The sequence below is a fragment of the Lysinibacillus sp. G01H genome (assembly GCF_028872195.1).
In the GTDB taxonomy this organism is placed as follows: domain Bacteria; phylum Bacillota; class Bacilli; order Bacillales_A; family Planococcaceae; genus Lysinibacillus; species Lysinibacillus capsici.
The window spans coordinates 2,134,997-2,155,141 of sequence record NZ_CP118397.1; the positions used below are offsets into that span (position 1 = coordinate 2,134,997).

At 39.1% G+C, this 20,145-nt stretch carries 26 protein-coding genes; 18 read left to right on the plus strand and 8 right to left on the minus strand.

Annotation, left to right across the window (positions count from 1 at the left end):
• The first annotated feature begins 139 nt into the window (after window positions 1–139).
• The 3 genes from PSR12_RS10755 to PSR12_RS10765 all read left to right on the plus strand — a co-directional run bounded on the left by PSR12_RS10755 (window position 140) and on the right by PSR12_RS10765 (window position 3,921).
• Window positions 140–1,132, plus strand: coding sequence for an ABC transporter substrate-binding protein (locus PSR12_RS10755; RefSeq protein ID WP_221682287.1), 993 nt, complete (start codon window positions 140–142; stop codon window positions 1,130–1,132).
• Window positions 1,133–1,183: 51 nt separating this feature from the next.
• Window positions 1,184–1,861, plus strand: a complete 678-nt coding sequence (locus tag PSR12_RS10760) for a precorrin-3B methylase (RefSeq protein WP_221682286.1) — start codon at window positions 1,184–1,186, stop codon at window positions 1,859–1,861.
• A gap of 71 nt (window positions 1,862–1,932) precedes the next feature.
• Window positions 1,933–3,921: a S9 family peptidase gene (locus PSR12_RS10765; RefSeq protein ID WP_274773160.1), complete on the plus strand. Its 1,989-nt coding sequence runs from the start codon at window positions 1,933–1,935 to the stop codon at window positions 3,919–3,921.
• Window positions 3,922–4,162: 241 nt separating this feature from the next.
• Here the strand turns inward: PSR12_RS10765 and PSR12_RS10770 are convergent, their stop codons facing one another.
• Window positions 4,163–5,359, minus strand: coding sequence for a class I SAM-dependent rRNA methyltransferase (locus PSR12_RS10770; protein WP_274773162.1), 1,197 nt, complete (start codon window positions 5,357–5,359; stop codon window positions 4,163–4,165).
• A gap of 62 nt (window positions 5,360–5,421) precedes the next feature.
• Entirely contained in the window at window positions 5,422–6,339 is a 918-nt protein-coding gene (locus PSR12_RS10775; RefSeq protein WP_221682283.1) for an alpha/beta hydrolase, read from the minus strand.
• Window positions 6,340–6,499: 160 nt separating this feature from the next.
• Between PSR12_RS10775 and PSR12_RS10780 the strand changes: the two genes are divergently transcribed.
• A complete protein-coding gene (locus PSR12_RS10780) occupies window positions 6,500–6,976 on the plus strand; it encodes a dihydrofolate reductase (RefSeq protein ID WP_221682282.1) in 477 nt (158 codons plus the stop codon).
• A gap of 59 nt (window positions 6,977–7,035) precedes the next feature.
• Window positions 7,036–7,530, plus strand: coding sequence for an HIT family protein (locus tag PSR12_RS10785; RefSeq protein ID WP_009371292.1), 495 nt, complete (start codon window positions 7,036–7,038; stop codon window positions 7,528–7,530).
• A 14-nt stretch (window positions 7,531–7,544) separates the two neighbouring features.
• Here PSR12_RS10785 and trhA read toward each other — a convergent pair whose 3' ends face one another.
• On the minus strand, window positions 7,545–8,180 hold the full coding sequence (gene trhA, locus PSR12_RS10790) for a PAQR family membrane homeostasis protein TrhA (RefSeq protein WP_016993322.1): 636 nt from the start codon (window positions 8,178–8,180) through the stop codon (window positions 7,545–7,547).
• 275 nt (window positions 8,181–8,455) lie between these two features.
• On the opposite strand from trhA, the gene PSR12_RS10795 reads away from it, so the two are divergent.
• The 5 genes from PSR12_RS10795 (at window position 8,456) to msrB (ending at window position 12,154) form a co-directional block, all read left to right on the plus strand.
• Entirely contained in the window at window positions 8,456–9,298 is an 843-nt protein-coding gene (locus PSR12_RS10795; RefSeq protein WP_202342112.1) for a DegV family protein, read from the plus strand.
• A gap of 373 nt (window positions 9,299–9,671) precedes the next feature.
• On the plus strand, window positions 9,672–10,601 hold the full coding sequence (locus tag PSR12_RS10800) for a GDSL-type esterase/lipase family protein (RefSeq protein ID WP_255601626.1): 930 nt from the start codon (window positions 9,672–9,674) through the stop codon (window positions 10,599–10,601).
• 4 nt (window positions 10,602–10,605) lie between these two features.
• A complete protein-coding gene (locus PSR12_RS10805) occupies window positions 10,606–11,187 on the plus strand; it encodes a YpmS family protein (protein WP_004230217.1) in 582 nt (193 codons plus the stop codon).
• A 12-nt stretch (window positions 11,188–11,199) separates the two neighbouring features.
• Window positions 11,200–11,733: a peptide-methionine (S)-S-oxide reductase MsrA gene (gene msrA / locus PSR12_RS10810; protein ID WP_274773169.1), complete on the plus strand. Its 534-nt coding sequence runs from the start codon at window positions 11,200–11,202 to the stop codon at window positions 11,731–11,733.
• A complete protein-coding gene (msrB, locus tag PSR12_RS10815) occupies window positions 11,726–12,154 on the plus strand; it encodes a peptide-methionine (R)-S-oxide reductase MsrB (RefSeq protein WP_048395692.1) in 429 nt (142 codons plus the stop codon). Before msrA ends, msrB begins: the two co-directional genes overlap by 8 nt.
• A 252-nt stretch (window positions 12,155–12,406) precedes the next feature.
• Here msrB and PSR12_RS10820 read toward each other — a convergent pair whose 3' ends face one another.
• Window positions 12,407–14,248, minus strand: coding sequence for a methyl-accepting chemotaxis protein (locus tag PSR12_RS10820; protein ID WP_103118074.1), 1,842 nt, complete (start codon window positions 14,246–14,248; stop codon window positions 12,407–12,409).
• 248 nt (window positions 14,249–14,496) lie between these two features.
• Here PSR12_RS10820 and PSR12_RS10825 point away from each other — a divergent pair, with 248 nt between their 5' ends.
• Together PSR12_RS10825 and deoD are read left to right on the plus strand one after the other, a co-directional pair.
• Complete coding sequence (locus PSR12_RS10825) at window positions 14,497–14,715, plus strand: YozE family protein (RefSeq protein ID WP_257522098.1); 219 nt, start codon at window positions 14,497–14,499, stop codon at window positions 14,713–14,715.
• Window positions 14,716–14,826: 111 nt separating this feature from the next.
• On the plus strand, window positions 14,827–15,534 hold the full coding sequence (deoD, locus tag PSR12_RS10830; protein ID WP_048395686.1) for a purine-nucleoside phosphorylase: 708 nt from the start codon (window positions 14,827–14,829) through the stop codon (window positions 15,532–15,534).
• Window positions 15,535–15,868: 334 nt separating this feature from the next.
• Here deoD and PSR12_RS10835 read toward each other — a convergent pair whose 3' ends face one another.
• Together PSR12_RS10835 and PSR12_RS10840 are read right to left on the minus strand one after the other, a co-directional pair.
• Entirely contained in the window at window positions 15,869–16,009 is a 141-nt protein-coding gene (locus PSR12_RS10835; protein WP_274773174.1) for a hypothetical protein, read from the minus strand.
• A gap of 183 nt (window positions 16,010–16,192) precedes the next feature.
• Window positions 16,193–16,351, minus strand: coding sequence for a hypothetical protein (locus tag PSR12_RS10840; protein ID WP_202342117.1), 159 nt, complete (start codon window positions 16,349–16,351; stop codon window positions 16,193–16,195).
• A gap of 66 nt (window positions 16,352–16,417) precedes the next feature.
• Between PSR12_RS10840 and PSR12_RS10845 the strand changes: the two genes are divergently transcribed.
• Window positions 16,418–16,807: a hypothetical protein gene (locus PSR12_RS10845; protein WP_274773177.1), complete on the plus strand. Its 390-nt coding sequence runs from the start codon at window positions 16,418–16,420 to the stop codon at window positions 16,805–16,807.
• Window positions 16,808–16,831: 24 nt separating this feature from the next.
• Window positions 16,832–17,053 (plus strand): helix-turn-helix domain-containing protein, encoded by a 222-nt coding sequence (locus PSR12_RS10850; RefSeq protein ID WP_257522099.1) that lies wholly within the window; start codon window positions 16,832–16,834, stop codon window positions 17,051–17,053.
• A gap of 367 nt (window positions 17,054–17,420) precedes the next feature.
• On the opposite strand, the gene PSR12_RS10855 is transcribed toward PSR12_RS10850, so the two are convergent.
• The gene (locus PSR12_RS10855; RefSeq protein ID WP_274773179.1) at window positions 17,421–17,606 is read right to left on the minus strand and encodes a GNAT family N-acetyltransferase; all 186 of its coding nucleotides are present in this window, start codon (window positions 17,604–17,606) and stop codon (window positions 17,421–17,423) included.
• A gap of 315 nt (window positions 17,607–17,921) precedes the next feature.
• Between PSR12_RS10855 and PSR12_RS10860 the strand changes: the two genes are divergently transcribed.
• The 4 genes from PSR12_RS10860 (at window position 17,922) to PSR12_RS10875 (ending at window position 19,990) form a co-directional block, all read left to right on the plus strand.
• Window positions 17,922–18,374, plus strand: a complete 453-nt coding sequence (locus PSR12_RS10860) for a hypothetical protein (protein ID WP_221682275.1) — start codon at window positions 17,922–17,924, stop codon at window positions 18,372–18,374.
• Window positions 18,375–18,479: 105 nt separating this feature from the next.
• Entirely contained in the window at window positions 18,480–18,854 is a 375-nt protein-coding gene (locus PSR12_RS10865; RefSeq protein ID WP_221682274.1) for a hypothetical protein, read from the plus strand.
• 8 nt (window positions 18,855–18,862) lie between these two features.
• Window positions 18,863–19,363 carry an NUDIX hydrolase gene (locus PSR12_RS10870; RefSeq protein ID WP_257522102.1) on the plus strand — a complete coding sequence of 167 codons (501 nt, stop codon included), beginning with the start codon at window positions 18,863–18,865 and terminating at the stop codon, window positions 19,361–19,363.
• Window positions 19,364–19,435: 72 nt separating this feature from the next.
• On the plus strand, window positions 19,436–19,990 hold the full coding sequence (locus PSR12_RS10875) for a hypothetical protein (RefSeq protein WP_221682272.1): 555 nt from the start codon (window positions 19,436–19,438) through the stop codon (window positions 19,988–19,990).
• A gap of 5 nt (window positions 19,991–19,995) precedes the next feature.
• Here the strand turns inward: PSR12_RS10875 and PSR12_RS10880 are convergent, their stop codons facing one another.
• A complete protein-coding gene (locus PSR12_RS10880; RefSeq protein WP_221682271.1) occupies window positions 19,996–20,139 on the minus strand; it encodes a hypothetical protein in 144 nt (47 codons plus the stop codon).
• Between the last annotated feature and the right edge of the window lie 6 nt (window positions 20,140–20,145).

The window sequence follows — 20,145 nt, forward strand, 5'->3', positions numbered from 1 at the left end:
TGATACAGGTAATATACCGTTATTTCACTATGCTACTCTCTTGGCGACAAGAGGGTTTTTTTTATGCCCTTCCAAACACCTGGGTAGTAAAGAAATCTCTGATTTCTTTCTATATTTTAACAACAAAGGAGAAAAGGACATGAAGAAATGGAAAAGTATATGGCTAATGATGATCATTGCCTTGGTCGCTGTTTTAGGGGCTTGTAATGCAAAAGACAAAACGGAATCAGCAGCACAAGGTGAAAAGGTTGAGCCATCTGAGGCGGCAGCCGAAGTAACCATTGAAAACAATGACACAAGTCAAACATATACGGAAGCACCAACAAAAGCGATTAGCTTAAATCAGCATGTGACAGAAATTATGCTAGCACTTGGCTTAGAGGATTCTATGGTAGGGACAGCTTACTTAGATGATAAAATCTATGAGCCACTGCAAGAGGCATACGACAAAGTCCCTGTGCTTTCCGATCAATACCCAACGAAGGAGCAAGTCATTGATGCCGAGGCAGATTTCCTATATGCAGGCTGGAAAAGTGGCTTTGGCGAAAAGGGTGTAGGCACACCAGAAGAGCTTGAAGAATTAGGCATCCATACGTATTTACATACGGCTTCCAACATGACAAAGCCAACATTAGAGGATATTTTCACTGATATTCGCCATATCGCGAAGATTTTCCGTATTGAGGATCGTGGCGAAGCTTTAATTGAGCAAATGACGAAAGATGTAGAGGCAGTACAAGCTAAATTACCAAAAGATAGCGAAAAATTACGTGTTCTTGTGTTTGATAGCGGTGAAAAGGATGTATTTACAGCTGGTCAAAACTTTATGAATGAGCTGGTGACAATCGCGGGTGGTCAAAATATCTTTGGTGATGTGGAATCAGGATGGACAACTGTGTCGAAGGAAGATGCAGTAGACCGCAACCCAGAGGTAGTTGTCGTGATTGATTACGGTGAAACAACGGCAGACCAAAAGATCCAATTCTTAAAAAATGATCCAGCATTGAAGGAGATGGAAGCGGTCAAAAATGAGCGCTTTGTCATCCTGCCACTTTCAGCAGCGTCTGAAGGGGTTCGTGCAGCAGAGGCCATTGAAATTTTAGCCAAGGGCTTCTATCCTGAAAACTTTTAATCCATTCGAGCTAGCGTTTTGCTAGCTCCTTTTTTATAAGGAGCGATAAAAATGAACGCATTTCAAAAAAATGTACCAGATCAAACATTTGAAACACTAAACCGTCATGGTGAGTTTACCCGTCTAGCCGTTAGCCCGGGCATTATTAATAAGCATTATACGCCTGCACAATTCCAAAAAATAGCCGAAATTGCTGGCGAAAAGGGGGCGATAAAATATTCTGCTTCCTATAGTATACTCGTATCCATACCAACGTGCGATGCCACAGAAGCGGTGCAAGCCTTACAGGAAGCAGGTCTTTATGTTGCTCCCTCTGGTTCAATCATAGCCATGAAGGCCTGCGATTTTTGTGATGGGGAGAAAATGGAGGCTGCGCCGATAACCGAACAGCTCTATCATGCTATAGAGGGGATGAAGGTACCTGCAAGAGTGCGTGTCAATATTAATGGCTGTGCATCAGCTTGCTACAATGCAGTCTATGATGATATTGGACTCGTTTACCAACAAAAAAGCTTTGATGTCTATTTAGGGGCAGTACCGATGGGAGCAAAGGCACAGGCTGGTACGTTATTCGCTAAGAGGGTAGACGTCACACAAATTGAAGATTTTTTACTGCACCTGATCAACCTATATAAGGAGCATGCTCGCCCAAATGAGCCCTTTTACAAATTTTATCGCAGAACAAAGTCCGCAGAATATTGGGAACTAGTAAAAAATTCAATTAAATAGCAGGAATATTACTTAGGGTGTCGAAGTATTGTAGTAAGGCACAGAAAATTACAATACAAAGGAGCAAGAACATGACATCGAAACAAGGGATTCAACCAGAAGATCTTTATCGCTTAAAATCAGTAGCAGATCCACAGCTTTCACCAGATGGGACAGAGGTAGTTTATGTAGAGACTCGTATGGACGAGAAGAAAAATGACTATATATCGAATTTGTTTTACATAAACTTGAAGGACAAAACACCACAGCAATGGACATTTGGTGAAGATAGAACGAGTTCCCCTGTTTGGTCACCAGATGGCAGTCAAATTGCATTTTTGTCAACGAGAACAGGTAAGTCACAAATTTATGTTCTTTCGAAAGCAGGTGGAGAGGGAAAACAGGTGACACATTGTAAAAATGGAGCGACATCCCCTGTCTGGTCACCATGTGGCAAGAAAATTGCTTTTTCAGTCGTGCTAGGGAAAGATGAAACCATCCTAGATAAAGCGGAGGATGAGAAGAAAAAGGATAAAGAACTAAAGCCACTAGAAATCGAGAAAATGAAACACAAATCGGATGCTGGTGGATTTATTGATATGGAGCAGTTTACCCATATTGCCATTGTCAATGTGGAATCAGGAGAGCTAGAACAAGTGACAGAAGGCAAAGAGTACTTCCATCTGGGTACTTGGTCGCCAGATGGCAAATACCTTACGTATTTAGCAGATAAAGCGGAGGATTTAGATTTCTCATTCAATGTGGATATCTATTTATTGGAGTTTGAAACGAAACAGAGTCACAAGCTAACAGAAGGTTCGGGAGCATATTACCAAACGGCTTGGTCTCCGAATAGTCGCTATCTTTCTTTTGTAGGAGGAGAACGTGAATTTGAAAATGCCACACAAGCGAAGCTTTGGATTTATGACATGGAGCAAAAACTACTAAACTGTGTAACAAGTGAATTTGATGCGCCTGTCGGTGATTTTGTCATCGGTGATTTCCTGCAAGGTGTAGCGTCACCACGTGTGCAATGGATGAATGATAATCATAGCTTCTACTTCCAAGTCACAGATCACGGCAATGCGGCGATCTATTACGGAAATGTAGATGGCGAAATTTACCCAGCTATCCATGATGATCAATATGTTTATGGCTTCTCACTTGATGCGCAAAACGATCAGGCTATTGTGGCTATTAGCACAACGACCAATCCAGGCGATCTGTTTTATGTGAACCTAAAAACGGGTGACACAGAACAGTTGACGTCCATTAATGAAGAATTTTTAAAGACCAAAACATTAGCTGTTCCAGAGAGTATAGAATTTGAAGGTGCAGAAGGCTGGAAGGTCAATGGCTGGATTATGAAGCCAGTTGGCTATGAAGCAGGGAAGAAGTATCCTCTCATTCTTGAAATCCACGGTGGTCCACATGCAATGTATGGCAATACCTACTTTAATGAATTCCAAATCCTTGCTGCACAAGGTTTTGCAGTGCTTTACACTAATCCGCGTGGTAGTCATGGCTATGGCCAAAAATTTGTTGATGCAGTACGTGGCGATTATGGTGGTAATGATTATGCGGACTTAATGGCAGCGGTAGACTACGCTCTGGAGCACTATGATTTTATTGATCAGGATCGTCTAGGAGTAACTGGTGGAAGCTACGGTGGTTTTATGACTAACTGGATTGTGGGCCATACAAATCGCTTTAAAGCAGCTGTGACGCAGCGCTCCATTTCGAACTGGATTAGCTTTGCTGGTGTCAGTGATATCGGCTATTACTTTACAGACTGGCAAATTCAAGCAGGACTCGATGATATAGAGAAGCTATGGCATCATTCGCCGCTGAAGTATGTAGACAAAGTGGAGACACCATTATTGATTTTACATGGTGAAAAAGACTATCGTTGTCCAATTGAGCAGGCAGAGCAATTGTTTATCGCCTTAAAGTATCGTAAAAAACAAACAAAATTCGTGCGTTTCCCTGAGGCGAATCATGAACTGTCAAGAAGTGGAAAGCCCACATTGCGAATTAATCGACTTGAATATATTCGTGATTGGTTTGTAAAATATCTATAATAGGGTGGCCTAAGAAGAGAATATCTTCTTAGGCTACTTTTAATAGAAAAGCCCTGTATGATTGTTTATAACGATTCAATCTTTTGAAAAATCTCATGGTAAAGGATTTGTTCACCTTTATTATAAAGGTACCAAACATCTTCTCTACTTGCTTTATAATTATATAAATAAATTGTTTTATAAGAACCGTTATTTAATGATACAGAAAAAAGAATCACAGCATGGCGTGATTCTCGATTGGTTAGTCGATTTTCTGGATGAACACGACCTTCAGATAATTAAATTCAGGGTATTCACGTGGTACACGGAAATCTTTTGGTAAACCATATTCCTCAACGATTTTATAGCGTGTATGAGTCTCTTTAAAGGCTTGGTCGATAAAGCCTTTGAACTTTTTCATGCCGAAGCTGGCATTATTTGTGGAAGCCACAATGATGCCGTTTTTAGCGGTAATGGCAATCGTGTCCTTTAGTAATTTAGGGTAGTCCTTTGCCGTTGAAAAGGTCATTTGCTTCGTACGTGCAAAGCTAGGTGGGTCTAATACGACAAGGTCAAACTGTAAAGCATGACGCTGTGCGTATTTAAAATAATGGAAGACATCCATGACTTTTATATCCTGAGCCTCATAATCAATATGATTGACACTAAATTGCTCTATCGTTTTGGCTAGACTACGCTTTGCCACATCTACACTCGTTGTCTTGATGGCTCCTCCTAGAGCGGCTGCCACAGAAAATGCTCCTGTATAGGAAAATGTATTCAGCATATCTGTATTGTTGGCATAACGCTCACGAATAGCCATTCGTACCTCACGCTGATCGAGAAAAATCCCTGTCATCGCGCCATCGTTTAAATGCACAGCATAGGTCATACCATTTTCCTTCACCATGATAGGAAATTCTCCTGGCGTGCCCATCACAAAATCATCCTGCTCGATATACTGTCCTTTGGTATCAAAGCGTTTTTTCTCATAAATAGCTTGGTAGTCCACTGTCTCAGCAAGCGCCTCATACACCACTTCTTTAAATGAGTAAATGCCCTCACTATACCAGCTTACCATATAGTAGCTGTTAAAAAAATCAATCGTGAGACCGCCAATGCCATCTCCTTCACCATTAAACACACGAAAGGCTGTTGTGTTTTCATTGCTAAAAAATGCAGCACGATTGTCGATGGCTTTTTTGAATTTTTTTATAAAAAAAGCTTTATCGATTGTTTCATTCGGATCGGTCGTTAGCACCCAGCCAATCCCTTTGTTTTGGACGCCATAGTAACCTGTTCCAATAAAACGGTTATGGTGATCCATGAGCTTGAGGAGTGTTCCTTGCTTAGCAGGTAAACGTCGTGCATCAACCGCATCTTTTGAAATAAGTGGGAAGCCTTTTTTTAATTGATCAGAAAAGGGCTGTTGTATTTGTAGAGCTATTGTTTGTGTCATAGTGTCATCCTTTAAAAAACGTTTTGCTCTATTATCGCACTGTTTGCACGGGATAGCCAAACTTATTTCAGGAATTGCGCAATTTTTGTCACGGTTTCAATCGTTGCGTCTTCAAAATAATTCATTTTACTGAAATAACTATGGATTAAACCTGACATTGTAATATGTTCCACTACCACACCAGCAGCCTTTAACTTCTGTGCATAGCTTAGACCCTCATCAAAGAGTACATCTGCCTCTGCAGCTATAATAAACGTTTTCGGCATGTTACGGACTTCCTCTAGCTGAAGAGGGGACACAAGTGGATTTGTAAAGTTTGCTTCCTCTGTATAGTGATGAGAGAACCACTGCATGGCTTGTGTATCTAAGCCGTAATCTTCACCATATGCCAGATAAGATACTGTTGAAAAATCGACATTTGTAACAGGATAGATGAGTGTTTGAGCGTGTAACGATGGTCCCTCTAGTGCAGTAGCTAAGTATGCAACCACAGTAGCCAAATTTCCGCCAGCACTGTCCCCAGCAACTGATAATCGACTTGCATCGCCACCTAAGGCTTCCATATGATCGTGCACCCACACTAAGCTATCGTAGGCATCATGTAAGGGTATTGGGAAAGGATATTCAGGTGCTAAGCGGTAATCCACTGATACCACAATCGCCTGTGCCTGGTCTGCTAATAGCTGGCAGCCTGCATCAACAGATTCTAGATTGCCATAGACCCAGCCTCCACCATGATAATAAACAATAACAGGTAATGTTTTACCGAGTACAGGCGTATAAAGCCGAACTGTAATTTGTTCGCCATCTCGCACTGTAATTTTGTGATCCTCAATGGATGCTAGCTTCGGTTTGTGTGCAGCTTGCCATTGTGTAACCGTCCGCATGGCTCTCGCTTCCTGCGGTGAAACTTTGTAATAAGGTGTACCAGTACGCTGAGCTTCTAGATATTGAACAGCTTCTTTTCTTAAAGTTATCATCTTCATCATTCCTTTATTGAGAGGTTTGTTATTCTTATTATAAACTATTCATATAATTTTACTAGGATTTAGGTGTAACAAATGTTTATTTATTTAAAAATAGGTGAAATAAGCGCATTATGTTTATAATAAAAGGGACGAAAGTATTTGGAGGGACAGTATGATTTCTTTAATTGTGGCACATGATGACAATCACGTCATCGGATATAACAATGGGATGCCTTGGCATTTACCTGGGGATCTGCAGTATTTTAAACAAAAAACAATGGGCAAGCCTATGATTATGGGACGTAAAACATTTCAATCAATCGGTCGACCACTTCCAGGGCGACGCAACATCGTCATTACACGTGATGAAAACTATCAGGCAGAAGGCATTGAAACTGTGACTAGCTTGGAAGAAGCTTTAGCGCTAGCTGGAGATGTACCTGAGGTGATGATTATTGGCGGCGAGCAAATTTTCCGTTTAGTGATGGAGATAGCTGATCGCTTGTATATCACAAAAATTAATCATGCCTTTCAGGGAGACACCTATTTCCCGAGCTATGAGCAAGATTTTGTTCAAGTCTCTTCAGAGGAGCCTGAAACAGCCCCAGAAGGCTATACATTCCAATATCAAATATTTGAACGAAAATAACAGCGAGAGAAGTACGGTTTTGTAGGACCGTCCTTCTTCTGTAAGTAGGGGGAATATTGATGCGTAAAATAACCTTATCGAGTGGAGAAATTGCACATGTTGATTGTTTGAGCTGTGCCATCACTAGTGGACAGGTAGCACCCAATGGAGGAGTAGTGATTGAAACAGATTATTTTCACGCTCACCAAGATGTAGCGTATCCTATCAAGGGATTAGTCATTTTAGCCTCCAAGCGTCACATTCATTGCTTTGATGAATTAAACGATGATGAAAAACTGGACTATATCAACCTCTTAACAACAATCAGAAAGGCTCAAAGGGAAGTATTGGACATAGAATACGTTTATTATTTTTACAATGAAGATACGACCCATCACTTCCATACTTGGATGGTGCCACGCTATGAGTGGATGCATGCATTTGGGCGATCCGTGGAATCCTTAAGGCCAGTTTTACTTCATGCTCGAAATCAATTGAATCATGAAGAGAATGAAAAAGAGGTAAGGGAAGGCATTATGTTTTTAAGAGAATACATAAAAAATCGCTCCATATGATGGGAGCGATTTTTTTATAAATAGAAGTACACACAGGCATACATAGACGCACAGCCCGCTAGTACAAAGAGATGCCATATCGCATGATTAAAGGGCAGAGAGCGCCATGCATAAAAGATGGCTCCAATCGTATAAAATAGCCCGCCTGCTAACAGTAAAGCAAAGCCATGTAAACCTAAATACAGATAAACGGGCTTAATGGCAAATATAATTAACCAGCCCATGCCAATATAAAAAATTAAGGAAAGTACTTCAAAGCGATTAATAAAGAAACATTTAAACAACACACCAAGCACAGCCAACGACCAAATAATACATAGTAGCGTCAATCCAAGGGTACCACCAACGGCAATTAATAAAAACGGCGTATAGGTGCCGGCAATTAAAATATAAATGGACGAATGGTCCAAAATAGCGAAAAAGTGTTTATATTTTTCTGGCATACTGTGTAGTAATGTAGACATTAAAAACAGAATGATGACAGACGCACCGAAAATGCTGAAGGTTGTAATATGTAGGGCATTTCCTGTTTGTACGGCTGCTAACAGTAGAACAACCAGTGCCGGAATACTAGCAATGAAACCAATACCGTGTGTTATGGCATTCCACAGCTCTTCCCTCCATGATTTATAGTCAAATGAATCAACCATTTGAAACACTCCTTTCGTTCATACATTTACTATACCCCAATAATTTATAGATGAACATTTACATTTGTCATATAGTTCATATCAAAAATGTCATAAGCCTGTCATATTCTTTGAGGGGCATTGATAGACAGGAGGTAGGTGAAAACGCTATAGTATCCAAGGTAGCGTTTACATGCGAGCTAGGACAGAGCTTTGCCTAATGACAAATGTCATGTTTACATAATGATTCATTAGTCTATATAATAAATTTTAATGAAGTAAAAGGATGTGTCGAAGTGAGACGAATTCATATAGTAACGGACTCAACTTGTGATTTAACAAAAGAAGAAGTAGCACAACATGGCATACATATCGTGCCCTTAACGATTCAAATTGATGGTCAAACATATACAGATGGAGTGGACTTAGAGCCACAATCTTTTTTAGGCTTAATGAAAAATGCAAAAAATTTACCGAAAAGTTCACAACCAGCACCAGGTAAGTTTAAAGAATTATATGATGAGCTCGGTAAAGATGGCGATCAAATTATCTCCATCCATATGACTGGCGGTATGAGTGGAACGGTAGAATCAGCCCGTCAAGCAGCACAAATGACAGATGCTGATGTGACAGTCATTGACTCACGCTTTATCGCGATTGGTTTAGCTATCCAACTACGAGAGGCAATCCGTATGCGAGATGAAGGCGCCACTGTGGAGGATATCGTGGCACGTTTAGAAAAGGTACGAGACAATACACATTTATACGTTATTGTAGACACGCTCGAAAACTTAATCAAAGGCGGTCGAATTGGTAAAGGAAAAGGCTTTATCGGTTCTCTCCTAAACATCAAAGTCATTGCCAACCTTGAAGGTGGCGTATACAATCCTGTGTCAAAGGTACGTAGTCATAAACAAGTAGTCAATTTTTTATTTAAACAATTCCAAGCAGATACAGCTGGAAAAACAGTGAAGGCAGTCGGCATTTCCCATGCAGATGGCCTAGTAACGATGGGCAACCCATTAAAAGCGCTGATCGAAGAAACTGGCTTTAACGATGTTGAAATTGCCTTTACATCTCCAATCATCTCGACACACACAGGTCCAGGAGCAATTGGTTTTATTTATTTTGCAGAATAATAAGAAGGAGCTACTACATAAGTAAATGTAGTGGCTTTTTTTATGCGTGCTTCTCCTAGCAACTTTGACAAGAGGGATTAGCAGTTTTCAACTAACTATGAGCGTCCTCAATCAAAATGTGATCACTTTGCTAACAAAAAAGAGCGGCTCCAATCAAATTGTGAGCGTTTTCCACCAAAGAAGAGCAGCTTCAATCAAACAGTGATCATGGTGCCACCAAAAATAATCAGAAATCTTCCTAATTATTTATCATTATTGAGTGAGGAAATTTGGCAAGAGCACAAAATTATGGAGAACTAAGGGTAAGTCACTTTTCATTGCGACATGAACTATTCTATAATAGAAGTAATAGAAAGGGATGGAAGGTGGTCAAATGGACATTTGGCGATTTATGTTGTCATGTTTGACCGTCTTAGTACTAAGTGGTTGTGCAATATCAATCGATGAACCGAATCCGCAAGCAGAACCTGAAGGTGAGCAAGCAGGAACGGAGCAAGATATACCGCAGGATGAGCAACAAACAGAAGATGAGGAAAAAACATCTAAGAATATGTTGACGCAAATTTTTGAACATTTTTTTGAGCCATCAGCAGAGGATTTATCGCAAATTGATGAAGAACAAGCAAAGCAACTACATTACTTGGCACTGGGAGATTCGTTGACAGATGGTGTCGGTGATGAGTATAGTCAAGACGGTTATGTTGGAAGATTAGCAGATTCATTGCTCGCATGGCCTTCGATTTCGGATGTAGAGGTTGATAATCGGGGCAAACGTGGTAGACGCAGTGATCAGCTACTAAAATTAGTGAAAAAAGGGCATTATGATGAAGAGATGCAAGAAGCCCAGCTAATTTCCTTAACAATGGGTGGCAATGATGTCATGAAGGTCGTCAGGCAGGATTTATTTAACCTGAAACGTGATGCTTTTGATAAGGAATTATTGGCATACAAGGAACGTTACAGCAAAATCGTAGAAGGCATTCGTGCTAAAAATCCGACAGTGCCCTTATTACTCATTGGTTTTTACAATCCTTTTTCGATTGTAACCAATGAGGCGAATGAATTTGATACGATTATCACAGAATGGAATAATGTGATTGAGGAAGTAGCCAGCAAGGATTCCAATGCTTGTTACGTATCAGTAGAAGATTTGTTTGATTCAAATGAAGAGCTCGTCTATCATACAGACTTTTTTCACCCGAATGCAAAGGGGTATGAAAAAATGACAGAGCGTATACTAGCAGCAATGGAGCAGTGTGGTATGGAAAAAAAGATTAACAAGGCAATAGGCTTCGAGGAGTGACAAAATGAATAAATGGAAAGTCGCGTTTTTCGCCTTAGCGGGCACAGTGCTTTTTGCAATCCTCCTCGTCGTTTTTTTAGCAACTAGACCAGTGGATGATGTCCATGTTGCGAAGAGTTCAGCAGGTGAAAGTGAAAGCAAAGGGAATGTACTCGTGGTGCAAACCACAACAAAGGAATTAGAATCGATATCAAAAAAATACCTAAAGGATGCAGCGAAAGGCTCTCCTTTACCACTGGATTTCACAATTGGGGATGATATTCAATTACGTAGCACACTAACGGTATTTTATACGGAAATCCCTATTTCCATGAATTTTGACCCCATTGTGGATGACAAGGGGAATATTATTTTAAAACAGACAGGCATGAATGTAGGGTTATTAAACATTCCACCAGAAACGACAATGAAAATCATGCGCGATTCGGTGGAATTTCCCTCTTGGATTACCGTGAATCCGAATAAAGCAGAAATATATATTGATTTATCGCGTATTAACATTGCCTCTGGTTCACGTGTACGTGCTAAAGAGTTGGACTTACCAAAGGATAAAATCTTATTGGAAATTATTGTTCCTGGTGAATAAGGAGTGAAATGAATGGCAAAGCAATATGCAACATTTGCGGGAGGCTGTTTTTGGTGTATGGTCAAGCCTTTTGACGAAACACCTGGGATTGATTCCGTAATCTCAGGCTATACAGGTGGACATGTTGAAAATCCTACCTATGAACAGGTTTGCTCAGAAACAACAGGGCATGTGGAAGCTGTACAAATCAAATTTGATGATGAGTTATATAGCTACGAGCAGCTACTTGCGATTTATTGGACTTTAATTGACCCAACAGATGCAGGCGGGCAATTTTACGACCGTGGAGAATCCTACACAACGGCTATTTTTTATCATAACGAAGAACAGCGTGAGCTAGCTGAACGTTCAAAGTCGGATTTACAAGCGTCTGGCAAATTTGATAAACCAATTATGGTAAAAATCTTACCAGCCACTACGTTTTATCCGGCTGAGGATTATCATCAACAGTATTATAAGAAAAATCCAATGCACTATGAGCGCTATTCGATTGGATCAGGTCGTCGAGCGTTTCAGGAGCAACACTGGGGGAACAAACATGAATAAGGAACAACGTTTAAAAGAATTAACAGAGATGCAATACTATGTAACACAGGAAAATGGCACAGAGCCACCATTCCGTAATGAATTTGATGACCATTTTGCAGAAGGCATCTACGTAGACATTGTGTCTGGCAAGCCTTTATTCAGCTCACTCGATAAATACAATTCAGGCTGTGGCTGGCCAGCTTTCACAAAGCCGATTGAAAAAGAACAGGTAACCGAGCATTTCGATACATCTCACGGTATGCGTCGTGTGGAGGTACGCAGTAAAGAAGCGGATTCGCATCTAGGACATGTTTTCCCAGACGGCCCAAGTGAGCAAGGCGGCTTACGCTACTGCATTAACTCAGCAGCGCTTCGATTTATCGCAAAAGAAGATTTAGAAAAAGAAGGCTATGGCGAATACCTAGCACTATTTAAATAGTAAAAAACCTGGCAAGGTAGCTCCTTGCTAGGTTTTTTTGTGGTCATGACACAGCAGTTTAGAAGGATAGAATGCTCAAAGTGAGGGATAGCCCGGCAAATTAGGGGGATAGCTCTCAAATAATTGGATAGAAATCTGAAAGTGGAGGATAAACCTGAAAAAGTAGGGGGTAGAATGCTCAAAGTGAGGGATAGCCCCACAAAGTCAAGGGAGAACCAATAAAAAATTGGTTCTCCCTCTCTTTCAGTTCGCTTAAACTTTAAACTCGCTCACGAGGTTGCGTAGGCTATCTGCTTGTTGGGCAAGCTCAGTGGCTGCGGCGTTGATTTCCTGCATGGATGCGGAGCCTTGTGTGGCTGCTGCCGCAGATGTCACGGTGTTGGCCGCGGATTGTTCTGCGTAGGCATTGACATGAATGAAGTCACTTGCCACCGCATTGCTATTTTCAAGCGTTGTTGCAATTTTATCCACCATGGCCGCGATGATGGACGTTGTTTCTTCGGTATGCGATAAAATATTGGCTAAGGATTGATTTGTTTCGTTTGTTACTTCAACGCCTCGGATGACCGTTGTCACACCCTCGTGATTTTGAGCAATGATGGATGTGACCTCATCTTGGATGGATGTGACAATCGATGTCACCTCTTTCGCTGCACTTTGGGATTGCTCTGCTAGTTTGCGAACTTCATCGGCTACGACAGCAAAGCCTCGTCCATGCTCGCCAGCCCTTGCCGCTTCAATCGCCGCATTTAAAGCGAGGAGATTCGTTTGCTCAGAAATGGCCGTGATCGTACCAATAATGGACGTAATATCCGCAGATTTACGACCCAACGCCTCCACAGTAGATGTTGTAGAAGCCATTGTTTCTTCAATGGATTGCATGACGAGTGATGATTGCTCCACAGAGCGGCTACCCTCATCGGCTGCTTGCTGCATGGCGATAGAGGCACGATGGACAGCACTCGCTTGCTCATTTAATTGATGCATTGAATGCTCTAAGTCGCTCATTTTTTGCTGCGCACTATTCATACTGGAAATTGTATTGTCACTATCACTCGCAATATCTGCTGTCGCATCCGCAATATCCTGAATGGTACGCGCATTTTCATCTGCTAAGGACATTAGCTCCTGACTGCTGCTTGATACATGATCCGCCAACTCACTTACGCGTCGAATTAAGTTAGAAATCGACTCAATTAACGTATTTGTCGAGGCTGCAATAATCGAAAATTCATCACGATTACGTACATTTACACGTCTTGTCAAATCGCCTCCTGCTTGCGCAATATCAAGGATAGAGTCATTAATCGCCTGTGTATTACGTTTTAATGATTTAAATAGCATAAAGCCAAAAATTACAATCGCTAAAAAGCCAACGATTGAAACGAGAAAGAATGTAGTGATAGAAATATTTACCTGCTGGTTAAGCTTGTCTAATTTTGTTTTATTGGAATCGTCCATGACAGTATTAATGGTCTCAATGTTTTGATCGATATGCGTTTTCATTGTTTCCCCAGTAGCACCCATCATCAGTTTACGAGCCTGCTCAAGACCGAGCTCATCACGCATTGTCATGACTTTATCTGAATAATCAAGGTAATTTTTATAATATTGCTCGATAGCTTGCATATGACCGAGTTCCACTTGTCGATCTTGAAATTGATCTTTCAAAGCGGCTAGCTTTTTATTAATGGTATCTATTTTTAAATGATAAGAAGTAGAATAAATGCCGTTACCCGTAATTAAATACGATTGCTCTAAATTGGTCAGTCTAGCAATCTCATAGGCAAGTTGATTCACCGTTAGTTGCTCCTGCACATTTTTCTTTGTGAAATCTTCCATTTGGTGTTGCAAGTTTTGTATATTGACATAGGACAATATACCCATAATACCGTTAATTACAATAAGAAGTGCAAACATAATAAGCACTTTACCCCGAATTAAATGGTAAAAACGTTGTCGTTTTTCTTTAATAGGAGGGGGATTTTTCCCAGTTTCCCCTTGTGTAGAAGCTTTCCTCTTCTTAAAAAAGCTAAAAGTAAAGAGAGACGGGCGTTTTTTCGCTGTACCATGGGTTTTTTTAGTCTTTTTCATCGCCATCACCTTCCTATTTTTTAAATAATCGATTTCAATTTTATCTTATTTTGCTAGATTTTTCTATCTTTATTTCTAAAAATTAAAATTTTTCAGATAAAATAACTATGACAAAAGTCAGGATAGACTATGAAAATAGTTCTAAAATCATAAGTGGATAAAATATAGTAGTAGTGGAATTTATGACGAATACAATTTTTTTTGATACACTAGCGAAAAGCCAATGCGTAAAAAGGGGAATTTGTTCGATGAAGAAAAGTTTTTATTTATATGTCCTAACCTTTCGAGGTGGCGATTGGTCTGACCCTAAAGTACGCTTTGCAGAGGAAGTGTTTCATGAGCATAATTTTCCAAAGCAGAGCACAGACTTTAATGAGTTGTCCGACTATATAGAAACCTATGCAACGGAAAACTTAACAATCCAGACCTTTGATACTTTGTGGTCACTTTATGAGGAACAAGCATAATTGTACGAAAACTATAAATAATTTTGTAGTTGCTAGACGTCTAGCATTGCGTAAATGACAGAAACACAGTATTATTTATAGTGATAACTGACAGAAAAGAGGGATTGCAGTATGAGTATTCATATTAATGCAAAAAAAGGTGAAATCGCTGACACAATTTTACTTCCAGGAGATCCATTACGTGCAAAATACATTGCGGAAACATTTTTAGAAGATGTAATTTGCTACAACGAAGTACGTAATATGTTTGGATACACTGGTACGTATAAAGGAAAACGTATTTCTGTACAAGGAACTGGTATGGGTGTGCCATCTATTTCAATCTATGCAACAGAATTAATGCAAGAATATGATGTTCAAAAATTAATCCGTGTAGGTACTTGTGGTGCAATTCAAAAAGATGTAAAAGTACGTGACGTGATTTTAGCACAAGGAGCAACATCTGATACACGTATGAACCAAATCATTTGGGGTGGTGCTATCGATTTCGCACCAATCGCTGACTTTGATCTTTTATTAAAAGCATACAATGCAGGTAAAGATGCAGGTCTTAACTTACAAGTAGGGAATATCTTCACAGCAGATTTATTCTACTCAGATGAGCACCAAAACGAAAAATTAGCTCAATACGGCGTACTAGCGGTAGAAATGGAATCAGCAGCTCTTTACACATTAGCGGCAAAATTCGGCCGTAAAGCACTTGCTGTTCTAACAGTAAGTGACCATATCATCACAGGTGAAGTAACGACAGCTGAAGAACGTCAAACAACATTCAATGATATGATCGTGGTAGCTTTAGACGCAGCGATTCAAGACTAAGCGTATCAAGGATTTATGGTTTGGGTTTAATATCAAAGGACAAACCTTTACACGAATTGCCTGTTAGGTGACTGAATAAATCAGAGCCTAATGGGCTTTTTTAGTGTCCCGTCAAACTTTCACAAACAAGCCATATGAATTTAATGAATGATTAAATGGAACGTTGTGAGAGACATGCTAGAGGTTTTCGAAGTGATTGACGTGGCATTTACAAATGGACTTGTGCGTAATTTTAAGCACAAGTACCTAGTTTGATGCATGACGGGAAATTGTTTCAAGTGTCGAATGGTTGATGAAATCTCTTATGTACGTTTTAATTTTTTATTGATTTCCTCTAATTATCTGGATTGCCTTTTTTATTGCTTAGTTGTACGGATAGCAAACCAAAGGAAAAAACAATTGGAACTAGAGAAAATAGTAACCAGAAAATCGAGAAAGCACTAATTAAAATATCTCCTGAATTATAAGTATTCATAAAACAAATCCTACTGCTTTTAATCTATTCATCATGAAGTATCCTCTCTAAAAAGAACTACCTTTTTTCCTGGTTAGCTGAAAACTCTATCGTAACATAGTAAGGTGTATGAGTTAGTACAGAGGTGGTAAGTAGATAAAAGTTGAGATTTACTAATACCGCAGGCAATAATAGGCCTATTAATTAGTGTTTTTTTCGCTCAATTGTTTTCATTAGCATTAAACAGGTAATGCTTATAGATGCAATTACATACCATACTGTTTTAGATGTATCACCCCAAGAGTTAAGCGTTGCAATAAAAATCATCATTAGTAATAGAGCGTAAACTAAATAATGTCGCATATAATAACCTCCAAATAACCCTCTATAAAGAAATCATAACATAGCAAAGTATTAATTGGAAGTAAAATGGCAAATAAGGAAATAAGGTTTACTTCAGCTACAGTAGGTTGCAAGATAAGCTCAATTGTTTCAATTACGAAGGAACTTACAACAAACCGAAGCAGCCCTTTAGCAGAGTTTTGCGAGGCTATACGGTTTGTTGTAAAGCAGTGGAATTTATTCATGGATGAGCAAAACACGCTGCTCTATGTGGCTGATACAGCCCATTTGCCAGGGTATAGACAGGTTATGGAATTTCCTCGATATACAGAAGGACTGCTGAAAAATTTGTTGGAGCAGTTTCAGCAAACACAAAAGGTAAATGCCACTCCTAAGCTCCATTTGCTATTGCATGAGTTGCTTGATACGATTTTTGAAAGAAAGAATATCGATATCAGTTTTGTGACACATGATTAAGCGATTCAACAGGCAGTTACCTATATGAAACAACATTTTGAAGCACCGCTAACTCGCTCTTTTATGGCCAACCTCACTGGTTTTAACGAAAGCTATTTCTCCTCATTGTTTAAGAAGGAAACAGGTTGGAGCTATGCAGAATATGTTAATCAAATTCGAATTGCTCAAGCAAAGCATATGCTACTTGGCACAAATGACAAGTTGCAGGATATTGCTTTGAAAACAGGATTCGCAGGCGGCTCGTAATTGGGAAAAACGTTCAGCAAATATGTACATCTGTCACCTAGTAGTTTTCGCAAGAGGAAGCATACGAGCCGTATAGTAAGTATACAATTAAAAGTCAATTGTGATGAATGGCCTTTGTTGTTGAAAGATAATTACATATATTTGTCAATAATATTTACGTTATAAGGGATAAAACAAACTGTCCATCTCTGAAAACATTTTCCTTATTTACTTTGACTAGAAAAATCAATTTTATTACACTAGTTTTTCTATAGCTTCTTCGATATCTTTCCATTCGTACACTAACTCTTCTAACACTTTCCCACCAATTGTAATTTCCAAGCTTTTTATAAGCTACGCCCCATAATGTTCATAAAAATAACGTGTTTTATTCTATAGCTAAGACTTCAACAAATATAGTTTGGTAGTTTTTTTGATGAAAGTAATGAAAGATTTCCTTCAGCAATTGTTTTCCTATCCCTTTTCCGTGATAGTCTTCTAAAAGATAGAGCGTTTCTACATAATTGGAATAGGGTAGGGGTTGAGTCTCTTTTACTTGCAGATGTGAAGCCAATAATGTCGCCTAATTCATTTTCAGCTACTAGGACATACTTCGTTTTGTAGGCAATTTGTTGTGTCCAACATTGCGTTTTTTGTTCGTAGGATAATTTACTTTAATATTTTGCTGGCACAATATGCTTATAGTTTGTTCACCAACTATCAACATGTACTTTTCCAATACCTTTCGCATCTTTATAGTTGCCTTTCTAATGATGAAATTTATCACCTCCTATTAAATCTTTATAAACAGAATGATAACATCTTCTATAGTTTATTTACTTAATAAGGTAAAATATGAAATGTATAGGTTTATAGAGGGGGTATATTTTTGAAAAATAAGTATATGTGTACGATTAAAATTAATTTAGAGGGTGGAGATATTCAATTTGATGTGTCAAATGATGAACAACTTTTTAGTTTTAGATCTGGTTTAGCCTTTATAGCCATCCCGCAATTTTTCTCCACGCTCACCCGTTTTTATCAAGGTAATACAAATGAAGTAATGATAGATTGTCACGGAAACTATGATTACTATATTTTTTCCTGCGATGGTGAATACATATTAATTGAACATAAAAGTCATTATCCTATCGAAAGAATCTTTAATTATCAATTTTCTCTTAGGGGGTATATGGAGGCTATAGATCAAGGCTTCAAAAAATATTTGGAGCAGTTAGAGAATGAAGGCATCTTCCCATTTGAAAATCAAGCATTTGCTGATCCATTAGGGGAAGATGTTTTAAACGCTTTCTATAACTTTTCTTCATTATTAAAAGCTTGAATAGCAATGAAAAAAATAAACGTATGACCGCTTTAAAATAGAAGCTCTCTTTTACAGATAAATTTTAGCAGCCGATTCTTAACCAGACAAGGAGGAGAGTGAGCTTTGAAAAAAATAGGTTTACTAATAGCAGCTCTTTTCGTAGTAAGTGCGGTCTTTATTGATAGCAATAAATTATTATATCCTCCTTTGCCAATCGATTCCCTTACACCAAAGGAAGCCATACAAAAATTAAATGCATCCTCCTTCGATTTAGTGGCGCTCTCCAATGATAAGAAGGCAACTTGGTACCTCACAGCCCTCTCAGCTAGGGGCATACAGAAGGTAGACGAGGACATTCAGCAAATGATGGCTAATGAAGGATGGGCATTTCTTGAAAAAGAGGGGAGCGGTCTATTTTTCGAAAAAAATGATGAACGTTCCATTGTGACGACGGAAATGTGGACGAAGCAGTATGTGCTTGTTCAAATTCAGAAATGAGGTGCTCAATGGAAGTCTGGGATATTTATGATAAAAATCGCAAAAAAACAAATAAGCATCATGTACGTGGGACAAAATTAGCAGCTGAAGATTACCATATCGTTGTGCACGTATGGATTTGCAATAACAAGGGAAAATTCCTTCTAACAAAAAGACATCCCAATAAACATTATCCTCATTTATGGGAATGTCCGGGAGGCTCTATAGTCGCGGGTGAAAGTAGTTTGGACGGGGCTATTCGGGAGGTGGAAGAGGAAATCGGGATATCATTATTGAGGACTAATGGACAATTAGTAAAGAGTGAGCGTCGTGATTGTTTCAATGATTTTTACGATGTTTGGTTATTTGAACAAAGCTTTGAAATTTGTGACACCATGCTTCAAGAGGAGGAAGTGACAGCTGTTCAATGGGTCACAAAGCTAGAGCTTGAAAAGATGCTACACGCGAATAAAGTAGTACCGACACTTCGCTATTTTACGTCCATTTTTAACGATAAGACTATGCCATGATAGTGATCAGTGCCAGCATAATTTTGATTCAGAAGGTTAATCTATACTCAAACAGGATAGAGGAGCGTTAATATGAACAAGCGTATTCTTATTGGACTATCTTTATTTGCGTATGTTTCCCCTTTTTATTTGGTTTCTGCAAAGGACAGTGATTCGCCACAACCTCTTGAAGAATTTCTTCCTGAAATCGGCTATAAAACAGTAGAAATAGCCGTAAAAGAGTTCGAACACCACTATAATAAAGAGCTGAAGCTACCCCTACGAGTACCGCCAATCAGCTTTACGCATCACTTTGGAAGGTTTAGTGATTTGGAAGGAGAAATGAATGATCAGCTGGAGGTGGTAATGATCAGTGATCAATTGCCACAAAATCATTTCAAAATCAAGGTTCGACCAGTTCAACATAAAATGTCATTTGAAAAATATAAAACGGATGTATTTAAGCTGAAAAATGGCAGTGAGGCAGCCTATATTGAAAATCCACGAATTGGTTTTCATTTACTTGTATTTGAAAGAGACAATTGGCAATATGTCTTTAGTATTGATCGAGATGTGGCAGATCAAGTGACGGCTGAAGTCCTGATTGATATTGCTAATTCGATGGATTATCCAAAGCAAAAGTATTAGCCCCTCTAATTTTTATCCTTACCTTTCAGCGCCTCTCGTAATTTCTTTAGTTCCTCCGTTTGCTCCAAAATAGTTTTGTTAACTCGTCTAATGGAATCATATATAGCAAAAATCCCCGCAAAAATAAGAATGATAACTAGTAATTCCATCTTGCA

Bases quoted from the DNA above. Each gene is read 5' to 3' on its own strand.
- PSR12_RS10755 (WP_221682287.1), top strand. From the start codon at position 140: ATGAAGAAATGGAAAAGTATATGGCTAATGATGATCATTGCCTTGGTC.
- PSR12_RS10760 (WP_221682286.1), top strand. From the start codon at position 1,184: ATGAACGCATTTCAAAAAAATGTACCAGATCAAACATTTGAAACACTA.
- PSR12_RS10765 (WP_274773160.1), top strand. From the start codon at position 1,933: ATGACATCGAAACAAGGGATTCAACCAGAAGATCTTTATCGCTTAAAA.
- PSR12_RS10770 (WP_274773162.1), bottom strand. From the start codon at position 5,359: ATGACACAAACAATAGCTCTACAAATACAACAGCCCTTTTCTGATCAA.
- PSR12_RS10775 (WP_221682283.1), bottom strand. From the start codon at position 6,339: ATGATAACTTTAAGAAAAGAAGCTGTTCAATATCTAGAAGCTCAGCGT.
- PSR12_RS10780 (WP_221682282.1), top strand. From the start codon at position 6,500: ATGATTTCTTTAATTGTGGCACATGATGACAATCACGTCATCGGATAT.
- PSR12_RS10785 (WP_009371292.1), top strand. From the start codon at position 7,036: ATGCGTAAAATAACCTTATCGAGTGGAGAAATTGCACATGTTGATTGT.
- trhA (WP_016993322.1), bottom strand. From the start codon at position 8,180: ATGGTTGATTCATTTGACTATAAATCATGGAGGGAAGAGCTGTGGAAT.
- PSR12_RS10800 (WP_255601626.1), top strand. From the start codon at position 9,672: ATGGACATTTGGCGATTTATGTTGTCATGTTTGACCGTCTTAGTACTA.
- PSR12_RS10805 (WP_004230217.1), top strand. From the start codon at position 10,606: ATGAATAAATGGAAAGTCGCGTTTTTCGCCTTAGCGGGCACAGTGCTT.
- msrA (WP_274773169.1), top strand. From the start codon at position 11,200: ATGGCAAAGCAATATGCAACATTTGCGGGAGGCTGTTTTTGGTGTATG.
- msrB (WP_048395692.1), top strand. From the start codon at position 11,726: ATGAATAAGGAACAACGTTTAAAAGAATTAACAGAGATGCAATACTAT.
- PSR12_RS10820 (WP_103118074.1), bottom strand. From the start codon at position 14,248: ATGAAAAAGACTAAAAAAACCCATGGTACAGCGAAAAAACGCCCGTCT.
- PSR12_RS10825 (WP_257522098.1), top strand. From the start codon at position 14,497: ATGAAGAAAAGTTTTTATTTATATGTCCTAACCTTTCGAGGTGGCGAT.
- deoD (WP_048395686.1), top strand. From the start codon at position 14,827: ATGAGTATTCATATTAATGCAAAAAAAGGTGAAATCGCTGACACAATT.
- PSR12_RS10835 (WP_274773174.1), bottom strand. From the start codon at position 16,009: ATGAATACTTATAATTCAGGAGATATTTTAATTAGTGCTTTCTCGATT.
- PSR12_RS10840 (WP_202342117.1), bottom strand. From the start codon at position 16,351: ATGCGACATTATTTAGTTTACGCTCTATTACTAATGATGATTTTTATT.
- PSR12_RS10845 (WP_274773177.1), top strand. From the start codon at position 16,418: ATGGCAAATAAGGAAATAAGGTTTACTTCAGCTACAGTAGGTTGCAAG.
- PSR12_RS10850 (WP_257522099.1), top strand. From the start codon at position 16,832: ATGAAACAACATTTTGAAGCACCGCTAACTCGCTCTTTTATGGCCAAC.
- PSR12_RS10870 (WP_257522102.1), top strand. From the start codon at position 18,863: ATGGAAGTCTGGGATATTTATGATAAAAATCGCAAAAAAACAAATAAG.
- PSR12_RS10875 (WP_221682272.1), top strand. From the start codon at position 19,436: ATGAACAAGCGTATTCTTATTGGACTATCTTTATTTGCGTATGTTTCC.
- PSR12_RS10880 (WP_221682271.1), bottom strand. From the start codon at position 20,139: ATGGAATTACTAGTTATCATTCTTATTTTTGCGGGGATTTTTGCTATA.